This window comes from Stenotrophomonas sp. 21LCFQ19 (assembly GCF_056861425.1).
In genome coordinates this window covers 153,783-174,680 of the sequence record NZ_JBSPUF010000011.1, presented here as the reverse complement: position 1 = coordinate 174,680, position 20,898 = coordinate 153,783, and the positions used below count along the sequence as shown (strand labels likewise).

Sequence of the window (20,898 nt, the reverse complement as noted above, 5' to 3'; positions counted from 1 at the left end):
TGCGGCTAGACAGGGCGATTAAATTTAACATTTGCCCGACCACCCAAGGCTAATGCCGCACCAACGACTCAGCCGCGTTTGTGACTTTGGATCCGCTCGACTCCTGTTCAAATGTATATGCACGGCTACCGCTCCACCTGCTAGGCCCAACGGCAGCACGACGCTCGCAGTGGACTCCCGGGCGCCATCCCCATAATCTGGACTCGGATATCCGGACAGCAGGAACAACCGCATGGCATACCGATGGGCAGAGGGAAGCAAGCCCAACCCGGTCCTTGAATCAGTTATGGAGTCTGTAAGCCTATCGGATGGCGCGGTGGGGATCTTACGGCTGAGCGTGCACGGAGACATCGCCGTCCTGGCCTCGATGCTTCAGGGTCAACAGGCCGACGACGGCATCGACAGAGTCGACTTGATCTGGGACGTCCTGCACGGGATCAACGCCCCAATTTCAGCAACTAAATTGCTCAGCCTAGTAAATGTCGCGCGATCTGCACAGCGAAAGGGAGGTCTAAAGAAATTTAGCCTTATAACCACACTGTCGACGGATGGCGCATGGCTGCCTAGAAGCTTGCAAATTTGTGAGTTACGAGCACGGTTTCGAAAAACACTTCCACGAAAATTCAAATCTGCGCGCGTGCAGCTAGTAAAGGAACAGATTCGGACAGGAATTATTCACGAGGACCTTGACAGCTATTCATTCGTTCAAATTGATGTAGAGGCGGAGAGCGCTGGCGCGGCGTTCGCCAAATCAGATCGGGAGCTGAGAATTCTTCGTGGCCTGATATGTTTGCTGTCGAATCCAAGTTTTGAGAAGACACTGCTTGGCTCAGAACACAAGCCCATCAACGTTCTGCGCACAGGGCACTTCCATACGATCCATAATATTGATGGCTCGGTCGCAACCGATTTGATCTGGTACGAGCCCAATTATAGCCCGAGAATCACGTTCACCCCCAGGAAGCCAAGCGTTCTGGTTGATGTGCTAAAGAAGACCTTGCGGAGAATGCGCAACTGCGCATACAACGGCCGCTTGGAACAAGCGGTCATTCGCTTCGCCAGCGGCTTCGATGAAAGCGACCCTGACGCTGCATTCCTGAAGTGCTGGTCCGCACTTGAGTCCATCCTCTCCTCGAACGTGGCAGATTACAAACAACTTGTGCGTCGATGCATTTTTCTGTACGAGGATCGCGATTACCATGAGTCAATTCTTAAACAGCTCGCCGAGCACAGAAACGCTAGCGTCCATCGTGTATCGGACAACTCATTGACTAAATCGTTTTGCTACTTACTTCAGAACTACTTCGCCACCGCGCTAAAGTTCCATATCCGCAACTACACTCGCTTTTCCAATTTCGAGGAAGCCCTCACCTTACTGTCGGGCCCAGTGAGTCAATCAGATGTTAACGCTGCGATGGCGCGCGCCCTGTTCGCCAAGCGATTTCTTGCAATCAAGCCATGACCTCAAACGCGGCGCGGACTGCTCTCGGCACATTGAGGCAGCTAGAACCCCGTGTGAACTGTTCCGGAAGAGGTAGACAGGCAGTTCCTTCAGAGAGTGTCCGTTTCCGGCCAGAAGCGGACACCCGCCGCCTGAGCAGACGCTCTCGTATCACCCTTTCGGGGCAGGTAGGCAACCTCGCCTACCGGCAGACTGGTGCCTTCTACACAGGAAGGACAACGAAATGAGCGCCTCCAACCGCAAGACGGCCAGCTTTGGCGTGCCGTGGGAATCGGCTTATGGATACGTGCAGGCCGTTCGCGTGAACAATTCGATCTTCGTCTCGGGCCAGCTCTCGCACACGCCGGAGGGTCAGCTGGTAGCTCCGGCTGCTCTGGGGGCTGATGGGAAGCCTGCCAATTTCGACACCATGGAGGCGCAGATGAAGCGCACCTATGCGAACGCCCAGGTGTTGTTGGCCGAGCTGGGTGCATCGCTGGCGGATGTGGTGGAAGAAACCCTTTTCGTAATCGATGTACCGGCCGCGTTTGCCGCTAGCGGCAAGGTCAGGCCAGCCGTCTACGGTCAGGCTGTCCCCCAGGTGGCCAGCAACCTCATCGGAGTGTCCGCGCTCGCCTTCCCTGAACAGCTGATCGAGATTGCCTTCCGCGCCGAAGTGAATTCGTAACACTCCCCAAGGGGAGAAGTAACGCCGTGATGGAAAGCCCGTATGCGCCAAGCTGCGGGCTTTTCTTGTGTCCCCACATCTTCTAGGCAGTTCATATAGCCGATTAGACAGTCCAAGCTGATCACGTACGCGAAGAGAAAGGCGCCAATGAGCCTAATGCATGCGGCGCTACCGCTGACTCGGTTCCTAGCCCGCAAGGACTGCCACGCTAGAGACCATGCCTGCTCGGCTAGAGAGCGACGTCCGCTTCCGGCCAGAAGCGGACACCGCAATTGAGGTAGGCTCGGCGCACCAGACCGAGCCCCTATCTGCTGAGTTCTGTGGACGGAAGCTTTAGCAGCGCCGCTGCCTAAGGGCGGCTGCACAGCGAAGAAGTCACTTAACAGGGCCAAGGAACGGTCAAGAAACGAAGTGCCGACCATCTCCTGGCCTTACCGCACGGCGCGCTTGGCGAGGCAGGAGCCGCCCCAAGCGCGCTTGACCTTGGGGATCATTACTGTAACGCGAAGCTAAGCGTCCCGCGCTGGCTCTTCAGCCTAGCCCGAAAGGTTCTCTGGCAAGCAGTGGGCCAGAAGGAGCGATCCGCTAGTGATCGAGTCGGGTTTCGAGATAGTTAAACAGGGTGCGCACGAGATTCACCATCAGCATAGCCTCACCTTCCCCAAGCAGTACCTGATTGGGGTGAGCGACCGATGCGTTGTTGCGCAGAGTGTTTAGCGCGGTGACCGCCCCAGCCAACGAACCGAGTACGACGTCCACCTGCGGGTCATGCTTGTTCATTGCCACAAGACTCGGGTGTTCATTCCTGATTGTCTTGAATAGCGATCCAATTGGCGCGGCCGGGATTGCCTTTAGGCCAGCTGCAGCGCAGACATCGAGCAGATAACCATGTAACGCTGTATGCACTCGATCTAGTGCGCTAACTGCACCATTCGTCTGCAGCAGTTGATCAGCGTCCTTCAACGCTCGCTCGACAACTTCGCTAGCACTCAGACGTCGAATGGGTGCCGGCACGTGGCCGACGCTCAAGCCGAGCTCCTGTGCAAAAGCAGGAGCATTCTGTTCCAGCCACGCCTTCAGGACTGGTCGCGAGGGGAGGGAACGCAACAAGTCAGGCTTCTGCATAGCCATGAAGGCTACAAGCTGTGCGACTTCGGTTCCGTAGTCGCTGTCGTTGAACCGCAATGCCTTCTGCAATCGGGTTTCAGAGTGAGTCAGGTGCGGCAACCCCATCTCCATACCTAGCTTGGACCAGGCTGAAGCATCGAAGCATGCCTCCAATGCCTCAATGAGGGCGAGCTGCGCCTTATGAGACATGGGCGTCGAACTGGAAGGGTTACAAGGAATCATGCCCACTAGGATAGTCTTTCCGTTGCGCCTAAACAGTCCTGCTCTGATTCCCCATGACATAGCGCAGCCTCAAGTTGAGGCAGGCTCACTGCGTTGAGTGTTGGAAGACTAGTTCCCAACTTACCAAGGCCTCCATGTCTACTTCCATCCGCGTGAAGTCCTCACCAGCCGTTGATCTGGTTGTGCGGACCCTGAAAGCTGGATCCTCGAGGCCATAGCGACACAACGCCTAGACTTCCAAGCCTAGGCACGGGCCGGGTACTAGACCTAGGCGCATGGACTCCAGGAAAGTGCGCCTAGCGCTCTCTGGCCCTTCTACGTCACCAAGCCTAGAGATGACACAGCCCTCTGGCCATGTGGCCTGGGGGCGCTTCGAGGCCGCCCCGGGCCCTGAGAACCTACTTCTCAAGGGGCACGGGAAATGCGTGCCTATACCTTGTGGTCAGAGCGCTAGTGCCCGTAAATTTAACGTTAAATTGGCCGCAGCAAACACTGAACGGAATCCGGGTCCGCAAATTGACACCAGCTGGCGCTTCAGTGATACTGGTGCCACTCGGCTGGAGTGCTGCACGCAAGCTCACTCGTCGAGATCTGCCCAGAGCACCGAATCGATCGATGCTGCTCAGGCAGGACTTTCATGGCGCCCAAGGGCCGGAAGAGTGCTGCTAAGTTCTCTCGTCCGGACGACGTCATCAAAGGTACCGAACCTAGCGATTAGCACTACTTGATCATCAGAAAAAGCCGTTACTATCAGTAACGGCTTTTTCTTTTTTTCAGCGCTCCAACAAGGATTTGGTGTGGACAGTACTCGTGCATGGAGACCCCTGCTGATTGAGTTGATGCAGGGCAAGACCGAAGAACCCGCCGCTCGCTTACGGCAGCTTTTGATCAGTGAAGGCCAGAACCGCGGCCTTGGCAGCTTTGATCTTCAAGCCATGGGCTATCGACGTTTCAAAGATTTCCTCGCGGCCTTCCCTGACTTGTTCGAGCTGCGCACGCGAGAGGGCGGGGAGATGATTGTGTGCCCTCGATCACTCTCTCAGAGCATGCCTGTAGATGCGGCCCTTGCGTCGGCCAGGCGTGAACCGCCGCCGGCGATCCGAGATGAAGTCTGGATTGCTTTCTCCAATCCGGATCCGCGCCGTGCGCGATTCTTCAATCGCTTGGACGGCCGCGTGTTCCACACTTTGATTCAAGAAGGTCAGTCACCCGACAGCCTTCGGCCCCCAGGCGACTGGGTGCGCATTGAACAAATCGGGGCAGAGCTGCAGTCGGCCTGGATGAAGGAATTTGTGTCTGAGCATCCGGACGTACCTCCGTCAATCCCTCCTATGCTTGAGGAGACTTACTCGACCCCTCTCAATGTCCGCTTCACCAGGTCACTGGGTCCGTTAGGTAAAGCTTGGACACAGTTCCGGCTGCGAAAGATGACCCAGCAGATCCATTCCTGGGCAACGTCAGTAGAGGTGCCTATTTCAAGGCTTGCGCCTGCCTCTGTGCCAGCGCAGCCCGTTCATACCTCAGTTGGACCCGCCCCCACCCCTGTCCTTGATACGCGCGCGCTTTCAGCGAAAGAGAGAGCGCTTAAGCTCATCGATACGCTCTCTGAAGATGAGATCGCCAATTACGTCATCCCATTGATGGCATCGGTCTTGATGGTGAAGTCTCGTCAGTGACGGAGCGGCACAGGGATGGCAATCTTCGTAGTTGGGCTACCCAGCCTCATCAGGGCACGGCTCGTCGCAGAGGCGGCACGCAATGGAGTTCACGTAGGCCTGTGCTTGACGGTCAAATCGAACCGTGGGGGATATGAGTTCCACCCCCCAAATGGTCAAGCCGTGTCTGATCTTGAGGCGTTTGGTGACAACATCGAATGGTCTTCGATGACTATCGTTGTGCTGCCTTACGTGGCACTTACGGCTGAAATGGAAGAAGCCGTCAGGCTGTATGCCCAAGATGGAGCGCGGGTCATCCGCCCCACAGCGGGCCACGGTGACTGGCCTACATCACTGCGCGGCATCGACGGCGACGACGATCCACTCAACAGCGTATATCAAGAAGTTTGCCGAGAGCTAGGCTGGACCGGCGTAGCGTCGTTGGCACAACGATTTGAAAGCGCGGCCAAGCGATGTAGCGACTACATCCTGGTGGGCGATGCGCTCGAGCGGTGCGATGAAATCGATCCGTCGCGGCACAGCTTTGTAAAGACCTCTGCCGACCTTCTTGAAAAGTTTTGCAAGAAAAAGGGCCGGATCGAGATGACCCTGGAAGCGTTCTTTAGGCAGAAGAACATCGAGCTAGCCCAGTCTGGTGGCATCAATACCTGCGTTCGCCTGATGAAGGGCGCCAAGCAGATTGCGCGTTGCGACTCGAACTTGCACCTTAAGCAAGGTGACGCAACGACAGAAGCTGCTGCCGCAAGGATCTACTTCCAGCACCTCGATAGGAGCGATCAGTTCAGGCTGTTCCTGCTGTACGTCGGCCCTCACCCCAGCAAAGACATCGATAGGATGGTGGCATGGCATCACAATTAGTGGTGTCGATCCAACCCAGCGCAGCGGCCCATGGCGAGGCGGTCCCTGGCCTATTGCCGACATCACTCACTGACCGCCCTATTCCAAGGGTTTTGCCGTAAGGGGAGCAAGCCCTGATAGCGTCCAGGAACTCTACTTAGACAGCTTTGCGCATTGCTATGGATGTGGACGACTCAACGTCGACGGCCATTAACTCAAGAACTATCTAAGGGGGATCAAGTGATCGGGGTGGTGACTCTGGAGGACCACTATTGCGTTGGATTTCCTGGGTTCGCCTATGAAGACGCCTATAGAATCACCCGAGGCGGCAGACCATTCGAGGCTGCCAGCATCTGCACGGGATCGAATCGGCAGCCCAAATGACCACGGGGAAAAGGACCCAGGTGCGGCCCGTCACAGCTGGGTCGCGTTAGAACGCCAATTGCGGGGCATTTGCGCAAACCGGCATCCAAGTCGCGCTATCTTCGGGACCTATGCAAACTTCCGCAGCGTTCCTAGCAACCAAGCAGCAAGTGCTCGCCAAAGTAATCGCGTGAAAAGCCCCGCGATATCGGCATCCAGATCAACCCCTACAGTGCACAGACCAGCCTAGGATCCGTATTTCATCAAAGCCGAACAGCTTCGGTCTGGGCAGCCGAGGCTACAACCGCCTAACGCTTAGCAGCAGCGCCGCTGGTCGACTGGAGCCAGCCATCGCTGAAGTGGCAGGGTTCCTGATCAGTCAGAGGGCTGCAATATACTTGTCTTGACGAAGGCGTCTGTTTTCGGCCAGCAGCGGACCTTCAACGCCAGAGTTAAGGCGAGCTACGAAGCTGCGTCGGCTTGAATTAATTGTTAGCCATCAGTCGCGCTGCTCACGGCGGCTGGCAGGCATACGGGAGCCTGCCGTGCGCAACGTGGACTTGAAACCACGGTTGCCCCGAACTATTGGCTCACCGAATTTGGATATGACAACAAGGGTCTCCAAGAGAATATTCTTGTAGCCATTCTTGACCTCATACTCAAAAGACACGGTGTCAGATTTGTATGCCCACTGCTGTGACCCAAGACCTAGGAAGCTGTATCGCTCACCGTCGATGGTCAAGACATGAGAGTGGAGCGCGCCTGTGTTGCCGCCACGGCTGGGTGGCCGGTGCTCTTCCACGAGGAACAAGCCGTATTTCTCAAAGTGTTTGTTTTCAATCTTTCCGTGCGACATAAGCTGTTTCTGATGCCTGACTACCTAATAGCCGGACCCATGGGTCCGGCTATACGAATTATCCAGAAAGCACCGTATGGCGGGCTCCCCCCCCCTTGATACAGCTCGATCTTAAAGTGACTGGGTCCGGCTAACAAGCCAGCCTATAACCGGACCAAGCGCTGACGCAGTGCTGATGTCTGCTTCCGGCCAGAAGCGGACATCGAGAGAGCGTAACGGTGTGCTCGAAGGCACTCGACTTGGCATGGCACGGCCCACCCTCAACAGTGGCGAATCCAGTGTTTCTTCATCCACGCGCGTCACTCCCCAAAGGTCTTTCTCCAGTCTGAGGGACTCACGTGCATTGCCCGCTTGAAACTCTGACGGAATGAAACCGCGGTCTGAAACCCGGCCTTCTCTGCCACCACATCGATCGGCAGCGCTGAACTCTCAAGCAGCTCCTTGGCCCGGCGCAGTCGTTCCGCCTGAACCCAGTCACCAACGGTCATGCCGGTGACCTTTGCAAACCTGCGTGTGAATGTTCTCCGGCTCATCGCCACTTTTGACGCAAGGCTGTCGATGGAATGATCGTCACCGAGATTGCGCCGGACCTCGTCCATCAGACTACTGAGAGCGGCGTCCCGTGAGTTGTCTGGGACGGGTTGATCGATGTACTGGGCCTGCCCACCCTCACGGTGCGGCGGCAACACCATCACCCGCGCCACGCGATTGGCTTCTTTTGATCCGTAGAGCTTTCGCACCAGGTAGATGCAGCAGTCCAGTCCTGCGCCGGTGCCGGCCGAAGTGACGAGCCTGTCCTCGTCTACATAAAGTGCGTCCACGTCCAGCTTTACGTTTGGAAATCTACCCTGGAAGTCAGACTCGCCTGCCCAATGGGTCGCAGCGCGCTTTCCATCCAGAAGGCCTGAGTAGGCCAGCGCGTAGGTGCCATAGCAGAGGCCAACGACGTAGGCGCCGCGCTGATGGGCAGCGCGCAGTCCACGCTGAAGCGCCTCGGACGGCGCCTGTCCCAGCTCCGGCCAACCGGCGACCACAACGACGTTGGCCTCGTCGAGAAGCTCCAGTCCGCCGTCACCCCTGATCATCAAGCAGTGCGAAGTCGGCCCGCCGCTGCCCTCGACGGCGACCCGCACGCGGAACTCCGTTCGCCCCTCAAAACACATGCCGAAGATCGCCAGCGGGACTGACAGGTGAAACGCGCTGACGCCCGGCTGTGCCAGCAGCACGACCTCCGTCGTACCCGCAGATTCTGAGTGGATGGTCATTTTGGCCCGATTCCATCGTGATTTGACATCTGGGCCAGTATCTCACGGAAGGCGCCACGCCCAGACTTTCCTCATCGCATAAGCCCTCAAGGAACTTCAATGAGCAAGACACTTCCCGTCGCACTGGGCCTGATGCTGGCCATGGGCGCCCCACTCCACGCAGTCAGTGCCGAGGCCAGCCACAAGGTATCCATCCAGCAGATCCGCAACGCCACCATCAAGGTGACGTATGGCGGCCAGGTCTTCCTGGTCGATCCCATGCTTGCACGCAAGGGGGCCTATCCCGGTTTTGCCAATACTTACCGCAGCCACCTGCGCAACCCGCTGGTGGAGCTTCCGGAATCCGTTGAGTCCGTGCTGGCCGGTGTCGACGCAGTGCTGGTCAGCCACACCCACCTCGACCACTGGGATGATGCTGCCCAGAAGGAAATCCCCAAGTCGTTGCCCATGTTCGTCCAGGACGAAGCGGATGCGACCCTGCTGCGCAAGCAGGGTTTCAAGGATGTTCGAATTCTGGGCGCCCACACCGTATTCAACGGCGTCAGGATCAGCAAGGCCGGCGCCCGTCACGGGTCGGAGGAAATGTACGCCATCCCCGAGCTGCGCAAACGGCTCGGTGCAACCATGGGCTTTGTTTTCCAGCAGGCGGGTTTGAAGACGGTGTATGTGGCCGGTGATACCGTATGGGAAGCCGAGGTCCGCAGCACGCTGGAGGCCTTCAAGCCTGACGTGGTGGTTCTCAACACAGGCGATGCGCGGATCGATGGATTCAATACCGGCATCATCATGGGCAAGGAAGATACGTTGCGCGTGCACCAGATGTCTCCCAACGCCAGGATCGTGGCGGTGCACATGGATGCGGTCAATCACATGAGCGTCAGCCGCTACGACCTGCAGGACTACGTCATCGAAAAGGGCATCGAAAGCAGTGTCGTCATTCCGCAGGATGGCGAAGTCATCGACTTCTGAGGGAGGATGTATGAAAGCGCTTGTTGTGATTGATATCCAGAATGAATACTTTGCTGACGGCCGCTTTCCCCTGGACGGCGCAGAGGAAGCACTCCAGAATGCGCTGGTACTGATCGAGACCGCGCACGGCAACAACGATCTGGTCGTGGTCGTACAGCATCAGGCACCCGCTGGCGCGCCCTTCTTCGAGGCCGGCAGCGTCGGCGCCGATCTGCATCCGTCCATTCAATCGGCGATGCGGAATTCCCACTTGGTGGTCAAGCATGAGGCGGATAGCTTTCTGCGAACCAACCTCGCCGATCTGCTCCGGCAGCACAAGGTGGACACCATCGATCTGGTCGGCATGATGACCCAGCATTGCGTCACTCACACAGCCCTTTCGCCGGAGGCGGTGGGCTATCCGGTGACGATCCACGCTGAGGCGTGCGCCGCCCCGACCCGTGCGCTGAGTGCGTTGGCACTGAGCGGCCTGAAGGCCCGCCACTCGGTCGTCTGATAGGCATGAAGCGCCCTGGCACGTCACGGTCCAGGGCGCGCGCAGAGGAGACAAGCACCTAGGACTTCACGGAGTGGCATCGGATGGATTCACCACTCTGGGGAACGAACTTCCCATGTCCGCTTCCGGCCATAAGCGGACAAATGACGCGGCATTGGCCATTCTTCCCATCTGGGCAGTTGTTGGCAGCTCGAACTAGGTGCCACAATCCAGTAAAAGAGTAGCCCAATGCCGTCCAAAGCCAGCCTGACCTTTGACCACGCGATCCAGGACGCTGTCGACCTAGTCAACCACTTTGATCGTCTCAACACCTTGCCGCCACCGCCAGAGAATGAGGTCCTGAAAAGGGCTAGCTTGGTCATGGCTCTGGCGGCACTCGAAACCTACTTCGAGGATCGACTTGTGGAGGCGGTGGACGTGTTGATCGGGAGAGGGAAGTCAGACTTGGCGAGATTCATGCAGAACAGCCTGACCAACGACCTCAAGACCTTTCACACGCCTAGCACTGATCGAGTCAGACCGATGTTCCAGAAGTATCTGGGACTGGACATCACAGAGGGCTGGCACTGGAACCAGACCGAGATGGCCGCGGCGCGATCGGAATTAAATGCCCTGGCCAAGAAGCGTGGTGACATTGCCCACCGTTCAGGCCGGCCGGCTGGCGGGTCACCTGCCAAGCATGCAGTGTCACGGGACGATCTGCGCCGGCACATCCACTTCATCCGACAACTGGTCGCTGCAACGGACGCGGTCTTGGACAGCCAACTCTAGTGGCCCCCAAGGCGTCCACACACGGCGTCGCTGCACTCATCCAGATGCTTCGTGGCGACGATGCGGTGATGTGCGCAACGGTGGTTAGTGGTCACGCCCCAGGCACGCAATCCAAGCAGGTTTCTGGGGCTTGAAGCGGTAGATTCAAGTTCCGGTGCAGTAGCCTCAACGCTGTCCGCACGCCTTCTTCGACAACGGGGTGATAGAAGGGGCTATCGATCATCTGCTGGACCGTATCTCGTCTCTGAACGCTCCACGAAAGCAGATGGCCAATGTGCTCAGCCGATGGGCCGACCATCTCTGCCCCCAAGAAGGTTCCTGTGGCGCTGTCGGCGTAGACACGGATTGCCCCGTGGTTCTCGAGCATGACCCGGCTGCGCCCCTGATCAGCGAACGATGCCTCTCCGACTTCAAAGGCCGCGCCACTCTCGGTCAACTCCCGGAAGGTGGCGCCCGCCATCGCGATCTGGGGATTGGAGAACACGATCCCCAGTGGTGCCCTGCGCGGACGTGGGCGCACGTTTGGATAGCGGCCCGCGTTGTCGCCTGCAATGCGGCCGTCGTCTGCGGCCTCATGAAGGATATCGGCCATCCCATTGGCATCCCCGGCAACAAAGATGTGCGGGCAGGTGCTCTGGCCGGTAGCGCGGTCGACGATGGGCAGCCCGTAGCTGTCCAAGCCTATACCGGCTTTGTCCAAGCCGATTCCGAGCATGTTGGGCTTACGACCTGTCGTGGCAATCAAGAAGTCGAATGTGTCGGTGCTGCGAACACCCTCTGAATTCTCGGAGACCACTAGTACGCGACCATCCTCGGTGAGCGAGGGTGTGACCTTTGCGCCCAAGCTTGCAGGAACCTCTTCGGAGAAGATGCGCGTGGCCTCCGCCGCAACCACTGGGTCGCTCAGCGGGCCGATCAAGCGACTGCGACCGTAAAGGCGAACCGTCACTCCAAGGCGATGCAGGGCCTGTGCCAACTCAAGGCCGATGACCCCGCTGCCAACAACGGCCACTGAGCTGGGCAGATCAGTCCACTCAAAAACGTCATCGTTCACAAGAAGCCTGTCGCCCAGCGTCTCACGCCATCCCTCCGGAACGAAGGGGCTGGACCCTGTCGCTACAACGATGCGATCAGCTTGAACGATGGTGGATGACCCGACTAGAAGCTCATGAGGGGAGAGGAACGTCGCCTTGCCGCGCAGGCGGTGTTCCTCCGGCCACGCTTCTACCGACTCCACAACGAAGCCGACGAAGCGATCGCGCTCGCGGCGCACCCGATCCATTACTTTCCGTCCGTCGACCTTGATTGCTTCAGGCATGACGCCAAAGCTCGGCGCCAACGCCAGCATATGAGCAGCATCTGCGGCACTGATGAGCAGCTTGCTCGGCATGCAGCCAACCCTCGCACAGGTGGTTCCGTAGACGCCACCTTCAATCACCACGATGCTGTCGGTATGCGCCTTGGCCGCGCGGTAGGCTGTCATTCCGGCACTGCCGGCGCCAATGATGGCGACATCAACCTTGACACGATTCATCTGAGACCTCTTTTTGCCAGTGCATTGCAGTGGCCTGCGGCACGATCGGCGGAGATTGAATCGACCTCAGCTTGTGAACGGCCGATTCGAACATTTGGGAGTACTCGATTGTCGACTATTGGCGTGCGCTATCGAGTCGCTTCTGAGCCCACTGCGCGATACGCGGTGCGGACAACGAGCCCAGGAGCCGGCCCACTTCTTGACCTTGGTCGTCATACATCAGGAGCATCGGCACAGCAGCGACCTTCAACGAGTCCAACAGCTGCGGATCCGTCGCTGCATTCACCTTGAGGAATCGGGCCTTTGTGCCCATTGCCTCGGCGGCGGTAGCGAAAGCAGGCTCCATCGTCTTGCAGGGCGGACACCATGGTGCCCCTATGTAGAGCAGAAGAGGATCGGATGTGGAGCGCGCAATGCGGTTGAATCCCATGGCGTTCACTTCTTCCACCTTCCCAGCCCATGAAGGCACGGACGTGTTCATCGCTTCACCTTCTTTGCTGGGCGGGCGCCCCATAGAGGGCGCCCGCTTGGTTGTGGCTTACTCGCCCTTTACGAACGGAGCGATCTGCTCGTGCAAAGCCTGCTTAGGCATCGCGCCGACGATCTCCTTGGCGACCTTGCCATCCACGAACACTTTCAAGATAGGGATGGACCGCACCCCAAATCGCTGAGCCAACTCCGGGTTCTGATCGATATCGACCTTGACCACGTGGAGCTTGCCTTCGAGCTCATCGGATATCTCTTCCAAGGAAGGGGCGATGGCTCGGCAAGGCGGACACCAAGGGGCCCAGAAGTCCACCAGCACCGGCGTCTTGCTTTCAATGACGTCGGACTCGAAGTCGAAGGTTGTCGTGCTACGGGTTGCCATGTCACACCTCATCTGTGGCCCGCATTGGCGGGGTAGTTGATCAGACGACTTCTACGGCCGCGCTAGTGCCATCGTAGGTCGGATAGTCCGTGTAACCCTTGGCTCCGATCACGCCGTAGAAGGTGGACGGATCAGGCTTTGCCAGCGGCCAGCCGTTCTTCATCCGCTCCACCAGGTCGGGGTTGGAGATAAAGTTGGTGCCGAATGCAATCAGGTCGAGCTCGCCCTTGGCCAGTTCCGCCTCGGCCAGCTCCTGGGTGAACCCGCCTGCACCGATCAGCGTGCCCTGGTAAGCCTTTCGGAACGCGGCGCCGAAGCCAGCCGGCGTGCCCGCGGCCGAGATCGTGGTCTGATAGTTCAGGTGCACGAACGCCAGGGTCCGCTCGTTCAGGGCAGAGGCCATGCTTGCCCAAGCTTCGGCCTCACCTTCAAAGGCCTCCATGTCGTAGATGCGGCCAAACGGGGAGACGCGAACGCCCACCTTCTCACCGCCGATTTCAGCCGCGACCGCGTCGATGGTTTCCAGCAACAGGCGCTGACGGTTCTCGATCGACCCACCATACTGGTCGGTGCGGGTATTGAGCTTGCTGCTCAGGAACTGGTCGAACAGGAACGCGTTGGCGGCCATCAGTTCGACGCCATCGAAGCCCGCATCCATCGCACGACGCGCAGACGAGGCGAAGTCCTGAATGACACGCTTGACCTCGTCGGTGGTCAGGGCACGCGGCTTGCTCGGCAGCACCGGGCCTTCCTTGCCAGGCTCGACCCATGCGTAGACCATCGTGGTGGTCGCCGGCACGTCGCCCGACGACACCGGCGCGACGTTGCCCGGCTGCAGCGAGACGTGCGACAGCCGACCGACGTGCCATAGCTGGGCAAAGATCTTGCCGCCATTGGCATGCACCGCATCGGTGACTTTACGCCAGCCTTCGGTCTGCTCATCGGTGTAGAGACCGGGGGTATACAGGTATCCACGACCCTCGTCGGAGACCGGAAGGCCCTCGGTGATGATCAGGCCGGCCGAGGCGCGCTGCCCGTAGTAGAGCGCAGTCAGCTCGCTGGGGATGTTCTCCGGGGTGCGCGTGCGGGTCATTGGTGCCATGACGACGCGGTTTGCCAGCGGCAGGCCGGACAGATCGAAGGAGGTAAACAGCTTGTTCATAGCGGCATCTCTAATGGGTGCGCAGCCCCGGGCTGGGGCTGCTGATTGTTGGGCAGGGTCCGACCAGTTGAAGGCTCAGCCTTCGACCACTTCCAGTTTGGAGACCATGCGGATCGCCTTGGAGAAGTTGGCCAGGTTCACCGAGGTCTTGGTCACCACCGCGTGCAGTTCTTCCAGGCGCTCGCGCGAGGCGTCCGTGTTCAGACGCACCACGTAGGTGACCTCGTCGTAGCCCGGGTTGACGCTTTCGTCCAAACCGAGGAAGCCACGCAGGTCCAGTTCGCCGTCCGTCTCGATCTCCAGGCTGTGGACGGTGATGCCCATGGCCGCTGCGTTCACCACGTAGCCCACTGTCAAACAGGCATTGAGTGCTGCCATCAGCAGCTCCTGCGGATTGGGAGCCGAGTTCTGACCGAGCAGTTCGGTCGGCTCATCAGCAGCAATCTCGAACTGGCGCTCGTGTTTCACCCCGGCCATCGAGTAATGGTTGACCGTGGCGACAGAACGGGTCTGGCCGTCCCACTTCGTCTTTACGTTGAAGCGGGCGTTGCGCTTGGATGCGTCTTCAGCGACGCCTTTGGCAAATTCCTGAAGAGCGGCGACGTCGATACCATTGGGCTTGTTGGTCATTTTCGTAGTTCCTTTCTGAGTGCGCTCACGCGCGATGGGTCATCCGGGCGCTAAAGGCCGGGGCATGACCGAATTGGGATTTGGCTGAGCAGTTCTGTTGCTTTGACGGTCAAGGAATCAGTGCGCGCAGCCATCGATGCCGCAGCTTTCGCCTTCGCCGGCGATGATCATTGGAGCTGGCATCTCACGGGCCGCTTCAAGGATGGCGCGCTCAAATACGTCCACTTCTCGAGCGCCGGAGACAAACACCTTGTTGTTGAACAAGAACAACGGCACGCCATTGGCGATCTGGTTTGCATCCATTTCATCGCGTCCGATCTCAGCGGCGATGCGCTCAGAGTCGAACTCGAACAAGGTGTCCGTCACGCCGACCTCTTTGGCAAGCGATGCCAGGACGTCCTGGTCAAAGATGTCGATGCCATCGGTGGTCGCTGCTTTGTAGATGCGCTCGCTCAGCAGCTGAGCCACCACCGGGGAGCGGATACTCTTGACCAGCGCATGCGCAACCGTCGTATCACCGAAACGCATGGTGTCGAAGTTGTAGACCAAGCCTTCCAAGATGCCATTCGTGCTGACGGCCGCCATCATCCGATCTGCGCCCGCCGGACCGCCCAGCTTCTGATACAACGCGGTCTTGTAGTCCATGGGCTTGACCCCTCGCGCAAGGCGATAGGCCTTGTGAATCACCTCAACCTGGACCTGCCCTGCGAGCGAGACAACCGCCTTTTCAAAGCGTTTCTTCGCAATCCAGCACCACGGGCAGACGTAGTCCGACCAGATGTCCACCTTGACCGTTTTCATGAAGCTCTCCATTAATCCGAGTAGATGCTAACTACCATTCAGTCGGTAGGCTAAGCGTCTGTAAGAAATGTCGTGCGAGCCCTCAGTGCTTGAGGGCAGCACCGCGATAAGGTCAGGCGTTTTCGACGATCAGCCTGATGACACTTGGCTGCAACGCGTCGGCGTCTTTGGTGGTCCAGTTGATGAAGCTGGAGCCCTCCAGAACACTGAGAAGCAGGAATGCTTTCTGCCTGGCGCCACTGCCTTTGGGGATTTGCTTGAGCTTGATGCCTTGCTCCAGCATCCGGGTCAGCCAGGTCAGCTGCATCTCAAAGAACTGCTGAGTCAATTGCTGCATGCTCGGTGGCAATGCGGACATCTCTGCAGCCAGCGCCCCGCATAGAGGGAGCAACTTGCCGTCGTCACCAGATTTGAAGATCTGGAAGAAGCCTTCAAGGCGGGCAACCACATCGCTGTGCTGAACCTCAACACGATCGAACTCGGTGCGGACACGTTCAATGTAGTCCTCCACGATCGCCCCGCCCAAGTCTTCCTTGGTCGGGAAATGGTGATGGATGCTTGCCTTGCGAATGCCGACCACCTCAGCGAGGTCCGCGTAACTGAAGGCGCTGTAGCCGCGCGTTCGCATCAGGTTTTCAGCGGTGTGAACCAGGGCGTCGCGTGTGCCAACGGCCATCTCGATACCTCCACTTTGATGAGATCAAATCTACCTACCACATGGTAGTTAGTCAATACCCAACGACAACCTCATTGCCGTCGTTGGGCTGCGGTTACGCACCAATCTCGTCATACGCCTCAAGAGCGCGCGAGGAGTAGACATAGGCGGCGCCGGCATTGAGTGCGATGGCGGTGCCCAGGGCAGCGGCGATTTCTTCCTTGGTCGCCCCGGCCTTCTTGGCCGCGCCGGCATGTGCAGCGATACACCCATCGCAACGGGTGGTCACAGCCACCGCGAGCGAGATCAGCTCATGGGTCTTGGCGTCCAGCACGTTGCCCTCACGGGTAGCGAGCTCCAGCTTATGGAAGGCGCTGGCCACAGGGGCATTGGCCTTGTTGAAGCCACTGACACGCTTCAAGAGCGACTTCAGCTCTTCGGTCCACTTCTTTTCCATTTCGATCACCTTTGTATGTTGGTTTAATTGCCGAGCTTGCGAGCAGCCATGACGCCGCCGTCAACGTCCCAGACCGCGCCGGTAACCCAGGAGGCCTTGTCAGACAGCAGGAAGATGACGGTCTCCGCAACGTCGCGCGGTGTGCCATTGCGCCCCAGCGGGTGGAAGCTCTTGAATGCATCCAAAGCCCCAGTGAGTTGCTCGCCGGGGATGAAGCGCTCAAAGATCTTGGTTTCCACCATGCCGGGGCTGACTGCGTTCACGCGGATGCCGTGCTCTGCCAGCTCTGCAGCAACGTGCCTGGTCATTGCATCCAACCCCATCTTGGCCATCGAGTAAGCCGGGGCTGTTACCGTCTCGATCGCTTGGCGTGCCGCCACAGCAGTGACGTTTACGATGGAGCCCGGCTTCTTCTGCGCGACCAGCGAGGCTGCAACCTGCTGGGTGATGAAGAACAGCGAGCGGTTCAGATCGAGGAAGTTGTTGTAGTCCTCAATCGAGTGCTCCAAGAACGCCTTCGGATAGAAGATGCCTGCCGTGTTGACGAGGAGGTCAATGTCACTGTGTTCCGCGGCCAGCTTTGCAAGCAGCATCTGCACGCTTTCCGGATTCGACAGATCTGCGGCGAGCGCCGACGCCTTGTCCTCACCGGCTACAGCTGCAAGCTGCTGCCGTGCAGCCTCCGCCTTTTCGGGGCGATTACCCACGACCACCACCGCACCGCCCTGCTGGGCGACCATCTGTGCAACCTCCAGCCCGATTCCGCTGGTGCCACCTACAACCAAGAGCTTGCGACCTGAGAATTCGTTCGTGTCCATTACATGGCCCCTTTAGCCACCCGACTAGTAGGGAGGCTACGCCGGGTTGTTTCAGGAGTCAACAAGCGCAGTGGCCCGGTTCATTCAGGTTGTTCAGCAAAAGGGGGGCTTTGGGTGCCCGGGAAAGCCGGCACCACTGGGGTCCAGAAATAACTGAAAGCTGCGGCTCAGAAGTACTTCAACCAGGTGATATCGCGCCGCGCCGCCTTGAATCTGGAGAACCAGGACGTGGGGATGTATAGCGGGATGATCAGCGCCACATACCAAACGAGCACCCAACCGTAGTTCTCCACACCGAAGACACTTCCCTGCGTGGGTCCCCATATCGCCAAGGCCGAGTGATAGAGCAGCCGCAGCACGGTCAAGTGGACCAGATAGAAGAACATGGGCGCACCGCCAAAGACCGCCAGCGTGGCTGTCAGGCGCCCTTCGCACAGGCGCTCAGCCCCTGCCAGTAGCAAGGCCCCCACTCCTAGGGTGAGCAACAGGAACAGGAGTGAAGGCGGATACTTGGTCAGAGCCAGATAGCTCATCGTCGTGCGCATGAGGTCGCCCTCGACAGCAAACCAAGGCGTGTCGCCGTAGCCATTCCAAGAGCGCAGCAGGAAAAAGGCGAGCAGCATCGCGCTACCAAGTGCAAGCAGGCGTCGCGTTCTGGTTGCGGTATCAACGCTCGTATGGAACCAAGGACCCATCACGTACCCTAGGACAATGACTCCGATCCACGGCAGAACCGGATAGGTCGTCTTGGCAACGAAGCCGAAGGGCAGCTCGATCACATCGCGCTGGTGTATCAGCGCCCAAAAGGTGAAGAGCGGCTGGCCTTGCTCCAGATGAACGACATCAAGCAGGTTGTGCCCGCAGACCACAATTAGCCCAGCCAATAGCAGAAGCTTCCGCGGCAAGCCGATCAGCATGGCCAGGACGATCATGCAGACACCGATACACCAGATCACCTGGAGCCAGAACGTGGGGATAGCGACGCCCCAGTAAAGTTCGGAGATGAAAAGGACTTCAAGCGCCATCAATACCAGACCGCGTTTGACCAGGTACATCCGTGTCTCAGCGAGTGTGTGCTTCGTGCTGAACAAGTAGGCCGAAATGCCGGTCAGCGCAACGAAGATTGGTGCACAGAGGCTGGCGGCCAAGCGAGCCAGATACAGCAGTGGCATCGCTGTGTTGGCGTCTATGGGATCCGCAACCGGTACGTGTAGGAACCAGGTCTCGCGGAGGTGATCGAGCAACATGACGATCATGACAAAGCCGCGGAGCGTATCGATGCTCTGTAGGCGGAAAGTGCGCTGCCGAACAGCCCCAGAAGAATGGAGACCCTCTAGGCTTGAACTGGGCGTAGCAGGCATTTCTTCTCCAACGATTTCCACAACAGCAGGCCATAGCTTTCGCTACGCGCACGGTGACGGCACCGCGCACTAGATTGCGATGTTATAACGTTTCCATAAATGCCGCAAACGTTGACCGTTCTTGACGCGCCCTCGTCGTGCAGATGGAGAGCTAAGCGCCCACGTTTGCCGCTTAGTGACACCGGGGAGCGAGATGCCGCGGGCTGCTTTGGTTCAGGACGTCTGCCTGCTGCCTGACAGCTGGCCATTCGTAAGTTTCCGAGCATGATGGTGCGTGCGACCAGGCGTCCGCTCTCGGCCAGGAGCGGACACTCAACGGCTGAATAAAGCCGACTTGACAGCGCGAGCGGGGAAGTTCGGTTTGAATTAATTGTTAGACCCTACGCCTCAGAGAAGAAGCTGAGCCTGTAGATTTGACCGACTAACGTCGTGGTTCTGCACAAACACTTCTTCTTCGGTTTGTTGCGTGACGTTCCGGTACATCTCGTGACCGAGTCCGTAGCGGTCTGTCCAAGTGATCTCATCCCCTACTTCTAGAGACCAATCGGACAAGAGTTCAATGATGGTAAACCCGCCATCGTCTGTAGCTATTGCCACCATCCCACGGCGTGGATTGATAGCAGCCACCTTTCCTCGACTGCGCATAGATTTCTCCTGCAGGGTCAAACGCCTGAATTAAGCCGACCCGCGAAGCGGGTTCGGCTTGAATGAATTGTTAGGTTGCACCACACGCAACCTAAAGGAAATCGCTGCTGGGGTTGGCGATGGCCAACGCAGCATAGTCGAGGGCCTTGATTTTTCCTGAAGCGTCTTTGCCGTAGTTCTCGGGCTTGCGATCTGTGAGATAGCTAGGGATGCGATGCGAGCTGAGACCGCCCGGATCGAGCGGCGCAAGGCGCTCCATGATCAAGAACTTGCCCGACCAGCTCCAGGAAAATAGCTCAGCCAACTCGCCGGTGTCTTTGAACTGGCTATACACCAGTATTTCCATCCAGTTAGAAAAGTTAGATTCGCCGTTAGATACTTTAAGAACTTTGTCTGGATGGCCTGCAATTTCGTACACATCACGGCCGGTGCCGCGCCCGATGCGGCCAGGCGAATCAAGCCATAACGACTCGAACAGAGAGTCGGGCGAGGTGTGCCGAGGAATTTCAATAGTCAATAGCGCTCCTAGGGTACGTCATGCTGCTAAATGCCTCATGTGCAACCTAACTACCTAATAGCCGGATCCCTGGGTCCGGTTATACGACTTATCCACACAGCGCACCTTAGGGTGGGCTATCCCCTTGGTACGGCTCGATCTTAGGCCGGCTCGGTCCGGCTAACAAGCCGATGTATAACCGGATCCAGCAGGGCGCAGCGCCCCCCCCCCGCCGCCGGATGTCCGCTTTGGTCGGATGCCGCCATGGCGAAACGACTACTCAGGGGGCCCGCCTATGAGGTCAGACTCGGACATAGGTCCAGGACTTGAGGCCCAGGCGCTTAGCCCAAGTCTTGGCCGTCGCCTTGTCACCGGCGCCGAGTAGACGCGTTCGATCCAACTGATCGATGAGCTGCCACTTGCCCTCGCTGCCTTGTTCTGCCGGCTCATCGAAGCAATAGAACTGCATCACATCCTGAGTCGTGGCCAAGTAGTAGTCAGCTGTAATTGCCTTTGGCTTTCCATCAGCTCCGAGGCTAGTGTTGTACGAAATGGTTGGCTGACGCGGCATAGGCCGTACCTTGCGGATGTGACGTTGCTAACAACGATACCGGGAGGAGACACCCGCCACCACATGGAGGCCCTCTGTACCCCCAACTACTGTAGGCTATCGAATAGCTATGCACTAAAGCCCAAAACACCTTCGCGAGAAGTTTGAGCCTCTGCCGAATTGGACGTGGGCAAGAGATGGCTACGCTC

22 protein-coding genes are annotated in these 20,898 nt (G+C 58.3%); 7 read left to right on the top strand and 15 right to left on the bottom strand.

The features are described from left to right. Positions 1 to 232: 232 nt before the first annotated feature. Positions 233 to 1,462: a HEPN domain-containing protein gene (locus AC13FW_RS13730; RefSeq protein WP_224328710.1), complete on the top strand. Its 1,230-nt coding sequence runs from the start codon at positions 233 to 235 to the stop codon at positions 1,460 to 1,462. A 223-nt stretch (positions 1,463 to 1,685) separates the two neighbouring features. Continuing rightward, entirely contained in the window at positions 1,686 to 2,129 is a 444-nt protein-coding gene (locus AC13FW_RS13725) for a RidA family protein (protein WP_032959372.1), read from the top strand. A gap of 585 nt (positions 2,130 to 2,714) precedes the next feature. On the opposite strand, the gene AC13FW_RS13720 is transcribed toward AC13FW_RS13725, so the two are convergent. Continuing rightward, a complete protein-coding gene (locus tag AC13FW_RS13720) occupies positions 2,715 to 3,446 on the bottom strand; it encodes an abortive infection family protein (RefSeq protein WP_224328696.1) in 732 nt (243 codons plus the stop codon). A gap of 872 nt (positions 3,447 to 4,318) precedes the next feature. Between AC13FW_RS13720 and AC13FW_RS13715 the strand changes: the two genes are divergently transcribed. Together AC13FW_RS13715 and AC13FW_RS13710 are read left to right on the top strand one after the other, a co-directional pair. Next, entirely contained in the window at positions 4,319 to 5,155 is an 837-nt protein-coding gene (locus AC13FW_RS13715) for an OST-HTH/LOTUS domain-containing protein (protein ID WP_224328697.1), read from the top strand. A gap of 15 nt (positions 5,156 to 5,170) precedes the next feature. After that, positions 5,171 to 6,013: a hypothetical protein gene (locus AC13FW_RS13710; protein WP_414608845.1), complete on the top strand. Its 843-nt coding sequence runs from the start codon at positions 5,171 to 5,173 to the stop codon at positions 6,011 to 6,013. Positions 6,014 to 6,854: 841 nt separating this feature from the next. On the opposite strand, the gene AC13FW_RS13705 is transcribed toward AC13FW_RS13710, so the two are convergent. Both AC13FW_RS13705 and AC13FW_RS13700 read right to left on the bottom strand, forming a co-directional pair. Then, the gene (locus AC13FW_RS13705; protein WP_224328699.1) at positions 6,855 to 7,211 is read right to left on the bottom strand and encodes a hypothetical protein; all 357 of its coding nucleotides are present in this window, start codon (positions 7,209 to 7,211) and stop codon (positions 6,855 to 6,857) included. 299 nt (positions 7,212 to 7,510) lie between these two features. After that, a complete protein-coding gene (locus AC13FW_RS13700; protein WP_224328693.1) occupies positions 7,511 to 8,476 on the bottom strand; it encodes a helix-turn-helix domain-containing protein in 966 nt (321 codons plus the stop codon). 99 nt (positions 8,477 to 8,575) lie between these two features. On the opposite strand from AC13FW_RS13700, the gene AC13FW_RS13695 reads away from it, so the two are divergent. The 3 genes from AC13FW_RS13695 to AC13FW_RS13685 all read left to right on the top strand — a co-directional run bounded on the left by AC13FW_RS13695 (position 8,576) and on the right by AC13FW_RS13685 (position 10,712). Further along, a complete protein-coding gene (locus AC13FW_RS13695; protein WP_224328694.1) occupies positions 8,576 to 9,445 on the top strand; it encodes an MBL fold metallo-hydrolase in 870 nt (289 codons plus the stop codon). A gap of 10 nt (positions 9,446 to 9,455) precedes the next feature. Then, a complete protein-coding gene (locus AC13FW_RS13690; protein ID WP_224328695.1) occupies positions 9,456 to 9,941 on the top strand; it encodes an isochorismatase family protein in 486 nt (161 codons plus the stop codon). A 228-nt stretch (positions 9,942 to 10,169) separates the two neighbouring features. Continuing rightward, positions 10,170 to 10,712 (top strand): HEPN domain-containing protein, encoded by a 543-nt coding sequence (locus tag AC13FW_RS13685; protein WP_224328856.1) that lies wholly within the window; start codon positions 10,170 to 10,172, stop codon positions 10,710 to 10,712. Between the two features lie 91 nt (positions 10,713 to 10,803). Here AC13FW_RS13685 and AC13FW_RS13680 read toward each other — a convergent pair whose 3' ends face one another. The 12 genes from AC13FW_RS13680 to AC13FW_RS13625 form a co-directional block, all read right to left on the bottom strand. Next, positions 10,804 to 12,246, bottom strand: coding sequence for a dihydrolipoyl dehydrogenase (locus tag AC13FW_RS13680; protein ID WP_224328855.1), 1,443 nt, complete (start codon positions 12,244 to 12,246; stop codon positions 10,804 to 10,806). Between the two features lie 115 nt (positions 12,247 to 12,361). Continuing rightward, on the bottom strand, positions 12,362 to 12,727 hold the full coding sequence (locus AC13FW_RS13675) for a thioredoxin family protein (protein WP_224328854.1): 366 nt from the start codon (positions 12,725 to 12,727) through the stop codon (positions 12,362 to 12,364). A 57-nt stretch (positions 12,728 to 12,784) separates the two neighbouring features. Beyond that, on the bottom strand, positions 12,785 to 13,114 hold the full coding sequence (trxA, locus tag AC13FW_RS13670; RefSeq protein ID WP_224328853.1) for a thioredoxin: 330 nt from the start codon (positions 13,112 to 13,114) through the stop codon (positions 12,785 to 12,787). A 40-nt stretch (positions 13,115 to 13,154) separates the two neighbouring features. Continuing rightward, on the bottom strand, positions 13,155 to 14,276 hold the full coding sequence (locus tag AC13FW_RS13665) for an alkene reductase (protein WP_224328852.1): 1,122 nt from the start codon (positions 14,274 to 14,276) through the stop codon (positions 13,155 to 13,157). A gap of 75 nt (positions 14,277 to 14,351) precedes the next feature. After that, on the bottom strand, positions 14,352 to 14,906 hold the full coding sequence (locus AC13FW_RS13660) for an OsmC family protein (protein ID WP_224328851.1): 555 nt from the start codon (positions 14,904 to 14,906) through the stop codon (positions 14,352 to 14,354). Positions 14,907 to 15,023: 117 nt separating this feature from the next. Beyond that, positions 15,024 to 15,707, bottom strand: a complete 684-nt coding sequence (locus tag AC13FW_RS13655; RefSeq protein WP_224328850.1) for a DsbA family oxidoreductase — start codon at positions 15,705 to 15,707, stop codon at positions 15,024 to 15,026. A gap of 112 nt (positions 15,708 to 15,819) precedes the next feature. Continuing rightward, the gene (locus AC13FW_RS13650; RefSeq protein WP_224328849.1) at positions 15,820 to 16,383 is read right to left on the bottom strand and encodes a TetR/AcrR family transcriptional regulator; all 564 of its coding nucleotides are present in this window, start codon (positions 16,381 to 16,383) and stop codon (positions 15,820 to 15,822) included. 94 nt (positions 16,384 to 16,477) lie between these two features. After that, complete coding sequence (locus AC13FW_RS13645; protein WP_224328848.1) at positions 16,478 to 16,819, bottom strand: carboxymuconolactone decarboxylase family protein; 342 nt, start codon at positions 16,817 to 16,819, stop codon at positions 16,478 to 16,480. A gap of 23 nt (positions 16,820 to 16,842) precedes the next feature. After that, positions 16,843 to 17,637 (bottom strand): SDR family oxidoreductase, encoded by a 795-nt coding sequence (locus AC13FW_RS13640; RefSeq protein WP_224328847.1) that lies wholly within the window; start codon positions 17,635 to 17,637, stop codon positions 16,843 to 16,845. 167 nt (positions 17,638 to 17,804) lie between these two features. Next, the gene (locus AC13FW_RS13635) at positions 17,805 to 18,998 is read right to left on the bottom strand and encodes an acetyltransferase domain-containing protein (RefSeq protein WP_482989415.1); all 1,194 of its coding nucleotides are present in this window, start codon (positions 18,996 to 18,998) and stop codon (positions 17,805 to 17,807) included. 736 nt (positions 18,999 to 19,734) lie between these two features. Next, positions 19,735 to 20,160, bottom strand: a complete 426-nt coding sequence (locus tag AC13FW_RS13630; protein ID WP_224328845.1) for a hypothetical protein — start codon at positions 20,158 to 20,160, stop codon at positions 19,735 to 19,737. A gap of 280 nt (positions 20,161 to 20,440) precedes the next feature. Continuing rightward, on the bottom strand, positions 20,441 to 20,629 hold the full coding sequence (locus tag AC13FW_RS13625; RefSeq protein ID WP_021204008.1) for a hypothetical protein: 189 nt from the start codon (positions 20,627 to 20,629) through the stop codon (positions 20,441 to 20,443). Between the last annotated feature and the right edge of the window lie 269 nt (positions 20,630 to 20,898).

What these genes read in the sequence shown, in the direction of transcription:
- AC13FW_RS13730 (WP_224328710.1), top strand. Translation starts at nt 233, where the DNA reads ATGGCATACCGATGGGCAGAGGGAAGCAAGCCCAACCCGGTCCTTGAA.
- AC13FW_RS13725 (WP_032959372.1), top strand. Translation starts at nt 1,686, where the DNA reads ATGAGCGCCTCCAACCGCAAGACGGCCAGCTTTGGCGTGCCGTGGGAA.
- AC13FW_RS13720 (WP_224328696.1), bottom strand. Translation starts at nt 3,446, where the DNA reads ATGTCTCATAAGGCGCAGCTCGCCCTCATTGAGGCATTGGAGGCATGC.
- AC13FW_RS13715 (WP_224328697.1), top strand. Translation starts at nt 4,319, where the DNA reads ATGCAGGGCAAGACCGAAGAACCCGCCGCTCGCTTACGGCAGCTTTTG.
- AC13FW_RS13710 (WP_414608845.1), top strand. Translation starts at nt 5,171, where the DNA reads ATGGCAATCTTCGTAGTTGGGCTACCCAGCCTCATCAGGGCACGGCTC.
- AC13FW_RS13705 (WP_224328699.1), bottom strand. Translation starts at nt 7,211, where the DNA reads ATGTCGCACGGAAAGATTGAAAACAAACACTTTGAGAAATACGGCTTG.
- AC13FW_RS13700 (WP_224328693.1), bottom strand. Translation starts at nt 8,476, where the DNA reads ATGACCATCCACTCAGAATCTGCGGGTACGACGGAGGTCGTGCTGCTG.
- AC13FW_RS13695 (WP_224328694.1), top strand. Translation starts at nt 8,576, where the DNA reads ATGAGCAAGACACTTCCCGTCGCACTGGGCCTGATGCTGGCCATGGGC.
- AC13FW_RS13690 (WP_224328695.1), top strand. Translation starts at nt 9,456, where the DNA reads ATGAAAGCGCTTGTTGTGATTGATATCCAGAATGAATACTTTGCTGAC.
- AC13FW_RS13685 (WP_224328856.1), top strand. Translation starts at nt 10,170, where the DNA reads ATGCCGTCCAAAGCCAGCCTGACCTTTGACCACGCGATCCAGGACGCT.
- AC13FW_RS13680 (WP_224328855.1), bottom strand. Translation starts at nt 12,246, where the DNA reads ATGAATCGTGTCAAGGTTGATGTCGCCATCATTGGCGCCGGCAGTGCC.
- AC13FW_RS13675 (WP_224328854.1), bottom strand. Translation starts at nt 12,727, where the DNA reads ATGAACACGTCCGTGCCTTCATGGGCTGGGAAGGTGGAAGAAGTGAAC.
- trxA (WP_224328853.1), bottom strand. Translation starts at nt 13,114, where the DNA reads ATGGCAACCCGTAGCACGACAACCTTCGACTTCGAGTCCGACGTCATT.
- AC13FW_RS13665 (WP_224328852.1), bottom strand. Translation starts at nt 14,276, where the DNA reads ATGAACAAGCTGTTTACCTCCTTCGATCTGTCCGGCCTGCCGCTGGCA.
- AC13FW_RS13660 (WP_224328851.1), bottom strand. Translation starts at nt 14,906, where the DNA reads ATGACCAACAAGCCCAATGGTATCGACGTCGCCGCTCTTCAGGAATTT.
- AC13FW_RS13655 (WP_224328850.1), bottom strand. Translation starts at nt 15,707, where the DNA reads ATGAAAACGGTCAAGGTGGACATCTGGTCGGACTACGTCTGCCCGTGG.
- AC13FW_RS13650 (WP_224328849.1), bottom strand. Translation starts at nt 16,383, where the DNA reads ATGGCCGTTGGCACACGCGACGCCCTGGTTCACACCGCTGAAAACCTG.
- AC13FW_RS13645 (WP_224328848.1), bottom strand. Translation starts at nt 16,819, where the DNA reads ATGGAAAAGAAGTGGACCGAAGAGCTGAAGTCGCTCTTGAAGCGTGTC.
- AC13FW_RS13640 (WP_224328847.1), bottom strand. Translation starts at nt 17,637, where the DNA reads ATGGACACGAACGAATTCTCAGGTCGCAAGCTCTTGGTTGTAGGTGGC.
- AC13FW_RS13635 (WP_482989415.1), bottom strand. Translation starts at nt 18,998, where the DNA reads ATGCCTGCTACGCCCAGTTCAAGCCTAGAGGGTCTCCATTCTTCTGGG.